Annotated in this window: 12 protein-coding genes; 5 read left to right on the forward strand and 7 right to left on the reverse strand. The window is 72.2% G+C overall.

Translation table 11 applies throughout. The features are described from left to right. Window positions 1–111: 111 nt before the first annotated feature. Window positions 112–366 (forward strand): hypothetical protein, encoded by a 255-nt coding sequence (locus ACV7NL_RS12480; protein ID WP_463355842.1) that lies wholly within the window; start codon window positions 112–114, stop codon window positions 364–366. Here ACV7NL_RS12480 and ACV7NL_RS12485 read toward each other — a convergent pair. From ACV7NL_RS12485 to ACV7NL_RS12510, 6 genes are all read right to left on the reverse strand, one after another. Further along, window positions 350–1,432, reverse strand: a complete 1,083-nt coding sequence (locus ACV7NL_RS12485) for an ABC transporter permease (RefSeq protein WP_463355843.1) — start codon at window positions 1,430–1,432, stop codon at window positions 350–352. The two genes, ACV7NL_RS12480 and ACV7NL_RS12485, sit on opposite strands and share 17 nt — an antisense overlap. Beyond that, entirely contained in the window at window positions 1,429–2,352 is a 924-nt protein-coding gene (locus ACV7NL_RS12490) for an ABC transporter permease (protein WP_463355844.1), read from the reverse strand. The genes ACV7NL_RS12485 and ACV7NL_RS12490 overlap by 4 nt, the downstream gene beginning before the upstream one ends. Beyond that, the gene (locus tag ACV7NL_RS12495) at window positions 2,349–3,947 is read right to left on the reverse strand and encodes a peptide ABC transporter substrate-binding protein (protein ID WP_463355845.1); all 1,599 of its coding nucleotides are present in this window, start codon (window positions 3,945–3,947) and stop codon (window positions 2,349–2,351) included. Before ACV7NL_RS12495 ends, ACV7NL_RS12490 begins: the two co-directional genes overlap by 4 nt. A gap of 7 nt (window positions 3,948–3,954) precedes the next feature. Continuing rightward, window positions 3,955–4,389 (reverse strand): GlcG/HbpS family heme-binding protein, encoded by a 435-nt coding sequence (locus tag ACV7NL_RS12500; RefSeq protein WP_463355846.1) that lies wholly within the window; start codon window positions 4,387–4,389, stop codon window positions 3,955–3,957. A 70-nt stretch (window positions 4,390–4,459) separates the two neighbouring features. After that, window positions 4,460–5,443: an alpha/beta fold hydrolase gene (locus tag ACV7NL_RS12505; protein WP_463355847.1), complete on the reverse strand. Its 984-nt coding sequence runs from the start codon at window positions 5,441–5,443 to the stop codon at window positions 4,460–4,462. A 512-nt stretch (window positions 5,444–5,955) separates the two neighbouring features. Further along, window positions 5,956–7,830 carry an ABC-F family ATP-binding cassette domain-containing protein gene (locus ACV7NL_RS12510; protein WP_056180346.1) on the reverse strand — a complete coding sequence of 625 codons (1,875 nt, stop codon included), beginning with the start codon at window positions 7,828–7,830 and terminating at the stop codon, window positions 5,956–5,958. Between the two features lie 209 nt (window positions 7,831–8,039). Here ACV7NL_RS12510 and ACV7NL_RS12515 point away from each other — a divergent pair, with 209 nt between their 5' ends. From ACV7NL_RS12515 to ACV7NL_RS12530, 4 genes are read left to right on the forward strand one after another with little or no spacing between them, the layout of a single operon-like run. Then, on the forward strand, window positions 8,040–8,732 hold the full coding sequence (locus ACV7NL_RS12515; RefSeq protein WP_056180343.1) for a Crp/Fnr family transcriptional regulator: 693 nt from the start codon (window positions 8,040–8,042) through the stop codon (window positions 8,730–8,732). A 16-nt stretch (window positions 8,733–8,748) separates the two neighbouring features. Continuing rightward, window positions 8,749–9,837, forward strand: a complete 1,089-nt coding sequence (locus tag ACV7NL_RS12520; RefSeq protein WP_463355848.1) for an ABC transporter ATP-binding protein — start codon at window positions 8,749–8,751, stop codon at window positions 9,835–9,837. Window positions 9,838–9,839: 2 nt separating this feature from the next. Then, window positions 9,840–10,739 (forward strand): ABC transporter permease, encoded by a 900-nt coding sequence (locus tag ACV7NL_RS12525; protein WP_463355849.1) that lies wholly within the window; start codon window positions 9,840–9,842, stop codon window positions 10,737–10,739. Beyond that, on the forward strand, window positions 10,736–11,509 hold the full coding sequence (locus ACV7NL_RS12530; RefSeq protein WP_247634672.1) for an ABC transporter permease: 774 nt from the start codon (window positions 10,736–10,738) through the stop codon (window positions 11,507–11,509). Before ACV7NL_RS12525 ends, ACV7NL_RS12530 begins: the two co-directional genes overlap by 4 nt. Window positions 11,510–11,537: 28 nt before the next feature. Here ACV7NL_RS12530 and ACV7NL_RS12535 read toward each other — a convergent pair whose 3' ends face one another. Beyond that, window positions 11,538–13,418 carry an AsmA family protein gene (locus tag ACV7NL_RS12535; protein ID WP_247634673.1) on the reverse strand — a complete coding sequence of 627 codons (1,881 nt, stop codon included), beginning with the start codon at window positions 13,416–13,418 and terminating at the stop codon, window positions 11,538–11,540. Window positions 13,419–13,709: the final 291 nt, after the last annotated feature.

The raw sequence follows: 13,709 nt of genomic DNA on the forward strand, positions 1-13,709 counted from the left end.
TATCACGACAGTTGTTGGCAATCCGCGCCGCGCCCCGGGAGTTCCGCCAAGCTTCGCCCGAACGCTTAAAGACTTTTGGCTGAATTCGGGATGTTCGACCGGACGCCCCCGATGCCTTTCCGATTCTTCCGCCGACCCTTCTGCCTGATCCTCGCCGTCACCGCCCTCGGGGTCATGCCCGCCGCGGCGTCGGAGGCGGGGCGCGGTCCCGCTTCGGGCAATCCCGATCCGTGGCGCCTGCGAACGAGGGACGTGGCCGTGGCGACCCTCGACGGGCGCGCCGGGAAAACCCGGCCGGCCTCCGCGATCCCGGAGGCGCGGCGCGTGGTCCGGGTGGTCTATCCCGGCCTTACCGAGCCGCGCTGAGACGCGGGTCGAGGGCATCGGCGAGGCCGTCGCCGAGGACGTTGAGCGCCACCAGCGTGGCGACCAGGAACCCCGCCGGGGCGGCGAGCATCCAGGGCGCCGATTCGATGGCGCGCGAGCCCTCGGCGATGAGGGCGCCCCAGCTCGTGGACGGCTCCTGCACGCCGAGGCCGAGAAAGGACAGGAAGCTCTCCAGCAGGATCACCCGGGGCACCAGGAGGGTCGCCGCCACGGTGACGGGTCCGAGGGTGTTCGGCACGATGTGCCGCCGCAGGATCGCCACGGTGGAGAGGCCGAGCGCCTCGGCCGCCCGCACGAAGTCGCGGTGGCGCAGCGACAGGGTCTGCGCCCGGGTGATGCGGGCCATGTCGAGCCATTCCACCGCGCCGATGGCGACCAGGATCAGCCCGAGCCCGGCCCGGAAGAACACCAGCAGCAGGATGACGAAGAACACGAATGGCAGGGCGTAGAGCCCGTCGACGAGCCGCATCATCGCGGCGTCGACCCGGCCGCCGGCATAGCCCGCCACCGCCCCGTAGGTGACGCCGATGAGAAGGGCGACGCCGGTGGCGACGAGGCCGATCAGGAGCGAGACGCGGCCGGCGACGAGGCTGCGACTGAGGAGGTCGCGCCCGAGCATGTCGGTGCCGAGGGGAAACACCAGCCGCCGCACCGGCGCCTCGACCACGAGGCGGCGCCCCTCCGCCGCGCGCGAGACGACGATGGCGGGGCCGAACAGGTCCGAGCGGGGCAGGTAGCTGAGCGCCCGCTCGTTGATCGGGGTCGCCGCCGACAGGGTGACGTGCAGGACCCCGTCCGCGACCCGGATGTCCTCGGCCGTCACCCGCATGCGGAAGGCGAGGCGCTCCACCGCGGGGGCGATCGTCTCAGGGCGCGGATGGGGCGAGAGCGACGGCGGGGTGCGCACGAGGTCGGGATAGATCCGCGCCGGATCGTGCCCGGTGAGCAACGGGCCGACGAGGCACGCGAGGGCGATCAGCACCAGGACCGCGAGGGCCGCGACGGCGCCCGGGTCGCGGACGAGGCGCCCGAGGGCGCGCCTCACCGGGCGGCCCTGAGGCGCGGGTCGAGGAGGCCGGAGAGGAGGTCGGCCACGAGGTTGAGAACGATGACGAACAGCGCCACCAGCACGACGGTGCCCATCACCAGGGTGTAGTCGCGGTTCAGCGCCCCATCGACGAAGTAGCGGCCGATGCCGGGCAGGCCGAAGATGGTCTCCACCACCACCGACCCGGTGAGCAGGGAGGCCGCCGTCGGCCCGAGGATCGCCACCACCGGCAGCAGGGCGCCGCGCAGGGCGTGGCGGGCGATGCGCCGGGGCGGCAGGCCCATGGCGCGCTGGGTGCGGATCGGCTGGGCCGCCAGGACCTCCGCCATCGACGCGCGGGTGAGCCGGGCGAGCGCCCCGACCTGGGGCAGCGCCAGGGTGATCACCGGCAGGACGAGGTTGGCCGGGGCGCCGTTCTCCCAGCTGCCCACCGGCAGCCAGCGTAAAGACAGGCCGAAGACGATCTGCAGCAGGGGCGCCACCACGAAGGTCGGCACCGCCAGGGTGAGACCGGCCAGCAGGCCGACCAAGCGGTCGACCGGGCTGCCCCGGCGGAAAGCCGCGAAGGCGCCGAGCCCGATGCCCAGCACGAGGGCGAGCGCCAGGGCGAGGGCGCCCAACGTCATCGAGACCGGCAGGCCACGGGCGAACAGGTCGCCGACAGTGAGGTCGCGAAACGAGAATGACGGCCCGAAATCGCCGGTCAGCAGGGCGGCGAGGTAGCGCCCGTATTGGACGATCAGCGGCTGGTCGAGGCCGTAGACCCGGGCGAGGTTGGCCATGGCGGCCGGGGGCAGGGGGCGTTCGAGGTCGAAGGGGCCGCCGGGGGCGAGCCGGATCAGGAAGAAGCTCACGGTGACGACGGCGAGCAGGGTCGGGACCGTCTGAACCAGACGGCGCAGCACGAAACCGATCACGCGGTCAGCCTCAGGAAGCGCGTCGGCGACGCGTTGCGCAGGTTCGGGTGATAGCCGGCAAGACGCGGGGCGATCAGCGCCTTGGAGCGGGTGTGCATCACCGGGATCCAGGGCAGCTCGGTGACCACGATGGTCTCGGCAGCGTAGAGGAGGTCGGCCCGCCGGCCGATGTCGCGCTCGGCGGCGGCCTGCCGCATCAGAGCATCATAGGCCGGGTTGCCGTAATGGCCGGGGTTGAGGCCGTCATTGCCGGTCTCCAGCAAGAACAGAAAGTTCTGGGGATCGGAATAGTCGGCGATCCAGGACATGCGCGCCACGTCGAAGTCGCCGCCGTCGCGCAGGTAGGCGAAGTGGGTCTTGGCGTCGGTGTAGACGAAGCGGGAGACCACACCGATGCCGCGCCACATGTCGGCGATGGCGAGCGCGGTGTTGCGGTTGTTGTCGCTGGTGTTGAAGCGATACTCGACGCGCAGGGGCTTGGCCTCACCGAAGCCGGCGGCGGCCAGGAGCGCCCTCGCCTCGCCCTCGCGGTCGATCGGCAGGGCGTCGCGCCCGGCGGTCTCGGGCGGCTGGCGATAATGGTCGAGGCCGGGCGGGCAGAGGGAATAGGCCGGGTCCATGGTCTCGCCCCAGAGTTTCTGGGCCAGGAACTCGCGGTCGATGACCAGCGAGAGGGCGCGCCGCACCCGGACGTCGTCGAACGGGGCCTTGCGGGTATTCACCGCCAGCGCGTAGAGGCCGAGCGCCGGGCCGAGCACCACCTGATCGGCGAACCGGACCTTCAGCGAGGCGATCTGGTCGCCGGGCAGGTCGGCCAGCGAGTCGATCTCGCCCGCCGCGTAGCGCCGGACCGCGCTCGACAGGTCCGGGGTCGGCAGGAAGGCGACCTGCGGGATCGCCACGGTGGCCGCCGCGTGGAAATGCGGGTTGCGCTCCAGGGTGATGCGATCGTTCGGCACCACGTCCCGCAGCCGGTAGGGGCCGTTGGTGACGCTGTTGCCGGGACGCGCGAAGGCGTCGCCGTGGCGCTCCAGGGAGGGCGGGTGCACCGGCAGGGCGGTCTGGTGGGTCAGCAATTCGAGCAGGTACGGCGTCGGCTGCTCCAGGGTCAGCACGAGGCGCCTTGCCTCCGGTGCGGCGGCCCCGAGAGCCTCGGGCGCCAGCGCGCCCTGGTTCACCGACCGGGCGTTCTTCAGCGGGAACAGGACCTCGGCGTATTTCGCCGCCGTGGCGGGGGACAGGATGCGCCGCAGGGCGAAGACGAAGTCGGAAGCCAGAACCGGATCGCCGTTCGACCAGCGCCCGTCCGGTCGGAGTTCGAAGTCGTAGGTGAGGTCGTCGTCGGAGACGGACCAGCGGATCGCGGCGCCCGGGATCAGGGCGCCGTGATTGTCGTAGGTCAGCAGGCCCTCGGAGAGGTCACGCAGGATATGCGCCTCGGCGACGGTCGAGGATTTGTGCGGGTCGAGGGTCTCGGGGTCCGCATCGTTGCCGCGCCGATACACCTCGGCCGGTGCGGCGGCGGCCCGGCCGATGCCACCGGCAGCCAGGAGCGCCGCACCACCGACCAGCCATTGGCGCCGATGCGGGCGCATGCGCGGATCAGGCGCCGGTCTGCGCGATGAGGCCCGCCGCCTCGATGCCGGCCACCGCGCAGAGCTCGTCATTGTCGGAGGTGTCGCCCGAGATGCCGACCGCGCCGATCACCGCGTCGCCGGAGCGGATGAGGACGCCGCCCGGCACCGGCACGAGGGCGGCGGGGCCGACGAGATGGCTGACCGCGGCGACGAAGTAGGCCTGCTCCTCGGCGCGCTTGTGGATCGCGCGGCCGCCGAGGCCGAGGGCGAGGCAGCCGTTGGCCTTGCCCATCGCCACCTCGGCCCGGCGCAGGGAGGTGCCATCCTCCGCGCCCAGCGCCTTCAGGGCACCGCGCGCATCGTAGACCACCACCGCCAAGGGCTTGAGCGCGTGGGCGCGGGCGGTCTCCAGGGCGGTGGCGACGATGGTCTGGGCAGCGGCGAGGGTGAGGTCGGACATCGGGGCTCCGGGCTGTTCTCAAACGGGCGTCCCCCTCGACTAACCCGGAGCGACGCGAGCGACCAGGGGCTCAGCGCCCGAGCCGGGCCAGGAAGGCGTCGTAGCGGGCGGTGACCGCGTTCAGGCGCTCGAAATGCGGGAAGGCGCCGGTCTCCAGCACCTCGACGGTCCAGCGCGGATCATCCCGGAAGCGGTCGGCATGACGGTAATCGACGAAGTCGCCGCGGGTGCCGTGGACCATCCAGACCGGCCGGTCGAGCCGGGGATAGACCTGGCCGGTCTCGGTGGCGAAGAGGTGGCCGGCGAGGAACGAGAAGGGTGCGAATTCGGCGCCCGGCTGGTGGGCCGAGACCTGGTCGTAGGCGAGCAGGCCCTCGTCGATGTCGCGCGAGCCCCAGGTCTTCTCGAGGAAGAAGCGCATGCTGGGGCGGCTGACCAGGAGGTCGAACAGGGCCCGGCCCCAGAGGGGACAGGCCGCCACCGCGCGGGCCGTGTCGCTGCCGGACGGGTTGCGGCGCGCATAGCGCTTGTCGAACCCGGTCGGGCTGATCAGGCCCAGGCTACGGTAATCGTCCGGCCGCTCCAGGGCGGCGCGCGCGAGAAATTCCGCCGACAGCGACAAGGCCACCGCATCGATGGCCGTGCCGGGGTGGCGCCGCCGGATCTCCGCCGCCATGGCGTGGATCGCCTGCGTCATCAGCTCCGGCGTGTAGATCCGGTCGCTGCGCTCGGAGAAGCCGAAGCCGGGCAGGTCGAGGGCGTAGACCGGACGTTCCTTGGCGTAATGGCGGTAGAGCGGCCGGACCTCGTAGGCGTTGGCCGCCGCATTGACCGAGTGGATCAGCAGCAGCGGCACGCCCTCGGCGGGTCCGGCCGCAGAGAAGCTGAGGCCGCCGGCCGCGCTGGCCAGGCATTCCTGCCGGCCGGGGAGGGCCGGGTGCATGCGGCGGCGATGATCGATGCCGAGGCGACTATAGGCGATCCAGGCGCCGGCAGCACCGAGCGGCAGCAGCGCCAGCAGAGGCCCGATCCGGCGGCGGGGTCGATGGGGCATCGTCGGGTTCCCTCCGGTTGCACGCGGTCGGAAACGCCCCGGCGGTGGGGAATGTTGCCAGGCCGGAGGCGGGATGGAGGGGAAAACGCGCGGGTGTCTGCGGCAGCAGAACGCGTCCCTCTCTCCCTTGTGGGGAGAGGTTGGGAGTGGGAGTGGCTCCGCCGGCCTCAGCAGGTCGAGGGTCACCCGACCACCCCCGCCTCCAACGCCTCCCCGCAAGCTCGACGGATTCTGGGCAGGCCGGAGATCCGCTGGGGCGGAGATGCGTGCGTCGGCGCCATCCCCGGAAAGGCGAAGGCCACCGCGCCGTCATTCCAGGGCTCCAGAGGCGAGACCGGCCCCGAAAGGGGCGCGGCAAGGGTCTGCAATCCCGAGCCGGCCACGGTGCAAAGTCCTGCCCCCTGTGTTTCCGGCTCCCGGGCTCCGCTGCGCGGCCCCGGGATGACGCAGTGGAGCAAGCGGGTTTTCGAATGGGAAACATCCCACCCCGCAGGGAGCGGCGCGATTCCCGCTCAGGCCGTCGCGCCCTCGATCTCGCCGCTGAGTTCCAGCCACTCCTCCTCGGCCGCCTCCAGGGCGGCGGCGGCGTCCGAGCGCATCTTGGCGATTTCGCCGGCTTTGGCCGGGTTGGCCTGGAAGGCGGTGCCGTCGGCCAAGGCCGCGTCGATCTTGGCCATCGCGTCGGTGAGCTTCTTCATCCGCGCCTCGACGCCCTCGAGCTTCTTGCGCAGGGGCGCGAGGGCGACGCGGCGGTCGGCGTTGGAGCGCCGCTCCACCGCCTTGGCGCTGCCGGTCGACTCGGCCGTGCCCTTCTCGGCCTCGCGCTCCGGGCCGGCCAGCACGAAGCGGCGGTAATCGTCCATGTCGCCGTCGAAGGCCTTGACGCTGCCGTTCGAGACGAGCCAGAGCCGGTCGGCGCAGGCCTCCACCAGGAAGCGGTCGTGGCTGACCAGGATGACGGCGCCCTCGTAATCGTTGATCGCCTCGACCAGGGCCTGACGGCTCTCGATGTCGAGGTGGTTCGTCGGCTCGTCCAGGATGAGCAGGTGCGGGCCGCGGAAGGCCGCAAGGCCCATCAGCAGGCGCGCCTTCTCGCCGCCGGAGAGCTGCGACACCGGCGTCTCGGACTTGGTGCCCGAGAAGCCGAGGCGGGCGGCTGCCGCGCGGGCCTTCGATTCCGGCACATCCGGCATCAGGTCTCGAACATGGGCATAGGCGCTCTCGGCCGGGCGCAATTCGTCGAGCTGGTGCTGGGCGAAGTACGCGACCTCCATCTTGGAGGAGCGCCGCATCTCGCCGCTCAGGGGCGGAAGCCGCCCGCCGATGAGCTTGCAGAAGGTCGACTTGCCGTTGCCGTTGGCGCCCAGCAGGGCGACCCGGTCGTCGGGGGCCAGGCTCAGGTTGAGGCCCGAGAGCACGATCCGGTCCGGGTAGCCGGCCTGCACCCGCTCCATGGCGACGATGGGCGGCGACAGCGGCCGCTCCGGGCTCGGCAGGCGGAAGGCCGGCACGTCGTCCTCGATCACCGAGGCGATGATCTCCATCTTGGCGAGCCGCTTGACCCGCGACTGGGCCTGCCGGGCCTTAGTGGCCTTGGCCTTGAAGCGGTCGACGAAGCTCTGGAGATGGGCCCGCTCGGCATCCTGCTTGGCTTTCGCCTTGGCCTGGAGCACGCGCTTCTCGGCCACCTGCCGGGCGAAGGACGTGTAGCCGCCCTTGTAGATGCTGAGCTTGCCGCGATCGAGGTGCAGGATGTGGTCGACGCACTCGTCGAGGAGGTCGCGGTCGTGGGAGATGATCACGGCCGTGCGCGGATAGCGCTCCAGGTAGTCGTAGAGCCAGATCGTGCCCTCGATGTCGAGGTAGTTGGTCGGCTCGTCGAGCAGCAGCAGGTCCGGCTCGGAGAACAGCACGGCGGCCAGCGCCACGCGCATGCGCCAGCCGCCGGAGAAATCGGCGCAGGGCCGCCCCTGCGCCTCCGCGTCGAAGCCGAGGCCGTGCAGGATCGCCGCCGCGCGGGCCGGCGCCGAATGCGCCTCGATGTCGACCAGCCGGGTTTCGATCTCGGCGCGCCGGAGGCCATCGGCCTGCTCGGCCTCCGCCATCAGGCGGGCGCGCTCGGTATCGGCGGCGAGCACCACGCTGTGCAGGGTTTCGGGGCCGGCGGGGGCCTCCTGCGCCACCGCGCCGATGCGCATGCCCTTGGGCATCGACACCGTACCGCCCTCGGTGGGCAATTCGCCGAGGATCGCCCGGAACAGGGTGGTCTTGCCCGCGCCGTTGCGGCCGACCAGCCCGACCCGGGCGCGGTCCGGAATGACGAAGGTGGCGCCGTCGAGGATCAGGCGCTCGCCGATGCGGTAGGTGAGATCGTTGACGCGGAGCATGGCGCGCTTTTGCGGGGTCGGGGCGTCAGTGGCAAGCGGGCGCCGCATCGCGCCCCGCTTCCGGCAGGGTTGGCGCCGTTGGCGCGCGTTTCGCAGAACTGGCGCGCGTTTGGCATCCACGCCTATCGGCAGGTGGGACGAGCCGGACAGCTTGACCCAGGAATTGCACGGCGTATCGATCAGGTCCGACAAACGAGGGGGCAGGACGCGTGACCACAGGACGGCTGACGACCATCCCGTTCTTCAAGGAGCCGGGAATCGAGCTGTCGGTCTACGAGACGCGCTGCCACTGGCGTCGCTTCGACGAGAACGAGGTGCTGGTCGATTACGACGACGTCTCCACCGACGTGTACTTCCTGGCCTCCGGCGAGGTCCGCATCCTCAACCGCTCGCAATCCGGCAAGGAAGTGATCCTCGGCGAGATGCGCGGCGGCGCCTTCTTCGGCGAGCTGGCGGCTTTGGACGGCATCGGCCGCTCGGCCAACGTCACGGCGCTGACCCGCGGCGAGGTCTGCGTCGTGCCCGCCCCGGTGTTCCGGCAGATCATCTTCGCCTCCGAGGCCATCGCCGACCGGTTGTTCCGGCTGCTGGCCAAGCGCGTGCGCGAACTGAACACCCGCCTGATGGAGCACGCGCTGCTCGATCTGCGCCACCGGCTCTATGCCGAGCTGCTGCGCCTGTCGGTGCCGCGCGCCGGCGGCGACGGCGAGCGGGTGGTGACGCCGCCGCCCTACCACCACGTGCTCGCCGCCCGCATCGGCTGCCGCCGCGAGCAGGTCACGCGGGAATTCACCGTGATGGCGGCCGACGGCCTGATCGACCGGACGCGCGGCGCCCTGGTGATCCGCCGGCCCGACCTGCTGGAGGCCCGCGTCGCGGAAGCGCTGCGCGAGGACGGCTGAGGCGCCGGCGCACGCGATGGCGTCGACGCCCGATCCCGCCGACCGGCTGACCTGCACCGGCCTCGGCAAGCGCTTCGGCGCCCATGCGGCCCTGGCCGACCTCGACCTGACCCTGGAGCCCGGGGAGTTCGTGTGCCTGCTCGGACCCTCGGGCTGCGGCAAGAGCACCCTGCTGCGCCTGATCGCCGGCTTCGAGACCCCGACCGCGGGCACGATCCGCCTCGGCGGAACCGACATCACCGCCGATCCGCCGCACCGGCGGCCGGTCAACATGATGTTTCAATCCTACGCCCTGTTTCCGCACCTCAGCGTCGCCGCCAACATCGCCTACGGGCTGAACGGTCTGGGGCGCGCGGCCCGTGCCGAGCGGGTGGCCGAATTGCTGCGCCTCGAGCGTCTCGACGGCTTCGCGGCCCGCCGGCCCGACACCCTGTCGGGCGGCCAGCGCCAGCGAATGGCGCTGGCCCGGGCGCTGGCGCGGGAGCCACGGGTGCTGCTGCTCGACGAACCGCTCGGCGCCCTCGACCGCGCCCTGCGCGAGGAAACCCAGGGCGAATTGCGCGCCCTGCAGAAGCGCCTCGGCACGGGCTTCCTCGTGGTCACCCATGATCCGGCCGAGGCCCTGGCCCTGGCCGACCGGATCGGCGTGATGAAGGACGGCCGCCTCGTGCAGATCGGCGACGGCGCCAGCCTGTACGAGCGCCCGGCGAACCGCTTCGTCGCCGCCCTGCTGGGGGATGTGAACCTGATTCCCGGTCGGGTGCTGGCGCGGGAGCCCGGCGGGCTCGTCACCCTCGAGACCGCGCTCGGGCCGTTGCGGGCCTCGCGTGTTGCCTCGGATCTGGCCGAGGGGGAGGGGGTGATCGCCCTTCGGCCCGAGCGCATCGCCCTGGCCGGCGCCCCCTCCGGACACGATCCAGCACTGGCCGGACAGGTGGTCGAGACGACCTACCTGGGCGACCGGGTTCGGGTTCAGGTCCGCCTCGCCGACGGGTCGGTCTGGCGCGTCAGCGCACCCACGGGATCGGACACCCCCGCCGTGGGGCAGACCGTCGCCGTGACCTACGCGCCGGAGCGGGCCTGGCTGATGCCGGCGGCGGGGTGAGCATGAAGCGCCTTCTGCCGCTCCTGCCCGCCCTGTGGCTCGCCGCCTTCGTGCTGCTTCCGGTGATCCTGACCCTGAAGACCAGCCTGTCGACCCCGGCCACCGCCCAGCCGCCCTACCTGCCGGTGCTCGACTGGAGCGCCGGGATCGAGGGCTGGGGCAGCTTCCTCGAATCCCTCGACTTCACCAATTTCGAGACTCTGGCGAGCGATGCGCTCTACCGCGACGCCGCCCTGTCCTCCCTGACCCTGGCGGGCCTCGCCACCGCGATCCTGGCACTGGTCGGCACACCGATCGCCCACGCCATGGCCCGCGCCCCCGCGCGCCGGCAGCCGCTCCTGGTGGCGCTGCTCATCGTGCCGTTCTGGACAAGCTTCCTCATCCGCATCTACGCCTGGATCGCGATCCTGAAGCCCGAGGGGCTGCTGAGCGCGGGCCTGATGAAGCTCGGGCTGATCGGCCGGCCCCTGGAGATCCTCAACACGCAAGGGGCGGTGCTGATCGGGCTCACCTATGCCTACCTGCCCTTCATGGTGCTGCCGCTCTACGCCGTGTTGGCCAAGAGCGATCCGCGCCTGCCCGAGGCCGCGGCCGATCTCGGCGCCGGGCCGGTGCGGGTGTTCTGGACCGTGACGCTGCCGCTGGCCCGCCCCGGGCTGGTGGCCGGGGCGCTGCTCTGCTTCGTACCGATGGTCGGCGAATTCATCATCCCGGACCTGCTCGGCGGCTCCGACACCCTGATACTCGGACGCGTCCTGTGGAGCGAGTTCTTCTCCAACCGCGACTGGCCGCTCGCCTCCGCGGTGGCGATCCTGGTCCTCATCCTGGTCGTTGGCCCGCTGATCCTGTTTCGCGATGGCGATGCCGCCACAGCGCAGGGTGGCGCGGAGGCGAGCCGATGAGGGCGCTCGACCGCATCGCCCTGATTCTCGGGCTCGGTTTCCTGTACGGCCCGATCCTGGTGCTGGTGGCGTACTCGTTCAACGCCTCGGCCCTGGTCACGGTCTGGGGCGGGTTCTCGACGCGCTGGTACGGCGTGCTGTTGGCCGACATCCCCTTGCGGGAGGCGGCCTTGGTCTCGCTCGTCGTGGCGCTGGCGGCGGCCAGCCTCGCGACCGTTTTCGGAACCCTGGCGGCCCTGGCCCTGGACCGGGGCGGGCGCTTCGCCGGCCGGCGCCTCTTCACCGGCCTGATCTACGCGCCGCTGGTGATGCCGGAGGTGATCACCGGGCTGTCCCTGCTGCTGCTGTTCGTGGGCTTCGGGCTCGACCGGGGCATCCTGACCCTGGTGGTGGCGCACGCGACCCTCGGCCTCGGCTTCGTGGCCGTGATCGTCGGCGCGCGGCTGCACGGGCTCGACGGCGCGCTCGAGGAGGCGGCGGCCGATCTCGGGGCGAGCCCGGCCCGCGTCTTCGCCACCATCACGCTGCCGCTGATCGCCCCGTCCCTGGCGGCGGGGTTCCTGCTCGCCTTCACCCTGTCCCTCGACGACCTCGTGATCGCGAGCTTCGTGTCCGGGCCGGGGGCCACCACCCTGCCGATGCGGCTCTACAGCCAGGTCCGGCTCGGGGTGAACCCGGAGATCAACGCGGCCTCGACGCTGCTCGTCGGTCTCATCACCGCCATCGTCCTCACCGCCTCGTGGCTCAGCGGTCGCAAGGGCCTCGCCTGACCGGCGGCTGGGTCGCCGCCCCGGCCCGTCACGGCGCGTAGGCGCGGGCTCCGGCCGGGAGCGCCCATCCGGCGGCGGGGCTGCGCGGGCCTTTCGGCGGCACCATGGCGCCGCCGCGCAGATCGGGCTCGGTCTCCCGGGTCAGGCTCTGGACGTCGAGGCCACCGAACGGCCCGGCGATGCGGAAGCGCATCGGTGCCCGCTTGGCGCCCTCCGGTTGGCCGCCGCGCGCGGTGATCTCCGCCAGGGTGTCGCAGCGGCGGTCCGGCAGGGACACGGTCCCGCGCAGGGAGGCGGCCATCAGGACGCCCTCCATCGTGCCTTCGGTGATCTCGCCGACGCCGTCGCGGAAGCGCAGGCCGAGGACGGCGCGGTCGAAGGCCGTGCGCCCGACCTGCCGGACCGGCGCCCGATGGCGCAGGGCCGCCTCGGTCAGGTCGAACCCGACCAGGGTGCCCCCGTCGATCGCCAAGGTCGCTTGGCCGTCGAGTTGACCCAGGAAGGCCTGCAGATCGGCGCCGGAGGCCTCGGCCTGGAACTGACCCTGCGCGGCGCCGAGAATCCAGGGCTCCGGGCGCAGGTCCGCCGGGACGGCGGCGAGGTCGAGCCGATCGAAGGCGCCCTGCAACCGCGCATCGGTCGCGGCCGGGTTTCCAGGCACGGCGGCCAGGACGAGGCGCCCCTTCAGCGTGCCGCCGGCCAGGGTGGCGCGGCCGAGGGACGCCTCGATGTTTCCGGCGCGGACCAGGACGCTCGCCGCCAGATCCTCCGCCAGGACCGGTCCGAACCGGGCGGCCCCCGCCGAGATCCGAAGGTCGAGGTCGCCGCCGGTGTAGGGGCCGAGGGCGAGGGGACGCGTGCGCCAGTCCGGCGCGCCCTCGGGGACGGAGGTGATTCCGGCGGTCCGGAGCACGTCGGCCAGGGCCGGGGCGAGATTGAGCGTCTCGGCCGCCAGGGTCGCCTGCACCGCCGGCCGATCCGGGCCGAAGACGATGGAGCCGGCCCCTTCGAGCTGGTTGTCGCCGAACGACACCCGGACGTTGGGCAGGAGGAGGCGGCGCCCGTCCACCTCGAAGCTTCCCGACAGACCGAACGCCCCGACGAAGGGCGAGAGCGCAACGGTGCCGCCGGCCCAGGCCAGGGTCTCCGGCAGGGACCGCGTCTCGAACTGTCCGAGGCCGGTCAGCGTCAGGCCGTCGGCGCGGGCGAGGCCGTTGCCCTCGGCCGTCAGGGTTCCGGCGGACCAGGTCGCGGAGAGCGCGAAGGGGGTCACGCCGCCGTCGAGGAGGTCGACGACCCGCAGGCCCGAGAGGGTGAACCGGGTCGGCATCGCGCTCCACTGGAAGCTGCCGGACAGCTCGGCCTGTGCGCTCCAGAGCGGCCAGGACAGCGTGAGGTCGAGGTCGCGGGCGGTCTGGGGCGATCCGTCGCGCGGATCGAAGCCCGTGACGGTGGCGCGCGACAGGCTGATCCGGCGCGGATGCGCGGCGCCGTCGGCCGCGAGGCGGGCCTGAAGCAGGCGGATCGGCTCGGCCCAGCGTGAATCCCCGTCGCCGGCGGGCAGATGCACCGCCGCCCCGTCGAGCGTCAGGGTGTTCACGTCGAGGCGCCCGGTCAGCAGCGCGAGAAGGTTGAGCTGCAGCGACAGCGTACCGCCCTGCGCCAGGACCGGCCCGTCGCGGCCCCCCGACGCGAGGGTCACGTTCCGGAAGCCGAGGCGCGGCAGCGGCAGCAGCGTCACGTCGGTCGGACCTTCGGCCGTCAGGGCGAGCCCGTAGGCGCGCACGAAGTCCCGGGCCACGATGCCCTTCAGCCGCGGCGTCGAGACCGACCAGGGCAGGCAGGCCGCCACCAGGGCGGCTCCGAACGCCCCGAGGCTCAGTATCGATAGGATGCGGCGCAGCGGCATTCCACTCCATCCGGCGCCTGACCCGAGCGACGCGGTGCGCGATCGTCGCGGGGAAAGGCCCATCGGCCCCGGGCAGCCGCGACGCCGGATGAACCGGCGACCATCCCTGATAGTCCTCGACGGCCGGCTTGTCTCCCCGAGCCGGCCGGCTGCGGGAGTCTCATCCACTGCGCAGAAGGATGCACGCCGAAGACGCATGCACGTCGCCGAGGGGGTGAACACGCACATCGCCGGACATCGCTTGCCCGCCGGAGTTCGACGCGCTCAAAGGCCGGGCGGCATGCCGCGCCC

This window comes from Methylobacterium sp. Ger2507 (assembly GCF_055231875.1).

Excerpts from the sequence above, each read along its gene's own strand:
- ACV7NL_RS12535 (WP_247634673.1), bottom strand. The coding sequence starts at position 13,418 with ATGCCGCTGCGCCGCATCCTATCGATACTGAGCCTCGGGGCGTTCGGA.
- ACV7NL_RS12480 (WP_463355842.1), top strand. The coding sequence starts at position 112 with ATGCCTTTCCGATTCTTCCGCCGACCCTTCTGCCTGATCCTCGCCGTC.
- ACV7NL_RS12525 (WP_463355849.1), top strand. The coding sequence starts at position 9,840 with ATGAAGCGCCTTCTGCCGCTCCTGCCCGCCCTGTGGCTCGCCGCCTTC.
- ACV7NL_RS12505 (WP_463355847.1), bottom strand. The coding sequence starts at position 5,443 with ATGCCCCATCGACCCCGCCGCCGGATCGGGCCTCTGCTGGCGCTGCTG.
- ACV7NL_RS12530 (WP_247634672.1), top strand. The coding sequence starts at position 10,736 with ATGAGGGCGCTCGACCGCATCGCCCTGATTCTCGGGCTCGGTTTCCTG.
- ACV7NL_RS12510 (WP_056180346.1), bottom strand. The coding sequence starts at position 7,830 with ATGCTCCGCGTCAACGATCTCACCTACCGCATCGGCGAGCGCCTGATC.
- ACV7NL_RS12520 (WP_463355848.1), top strand. The coding sequence starts at position 8,749 with ATGGCGTCGACGCCCGATCCCGCCGACCGGCTGACCTGCACCGGCCTC.
- ACV7NL_RS12500 (WP_463355846.1), bottom strand. The coding sequence starts at position 4,389 with ATGTCCGACCTCACCCTCGCCGCTGCCCAGACCATCGTCGCCACCGCC.
- ACV7NL_RS12495 (WP_463355845.1), bottom strand. The coding sequence starts at position 3,947 with ATGCGCCCGCATCGGCGCCAATGGCTGGTCGGTGGTGCGGCGCTCCTG.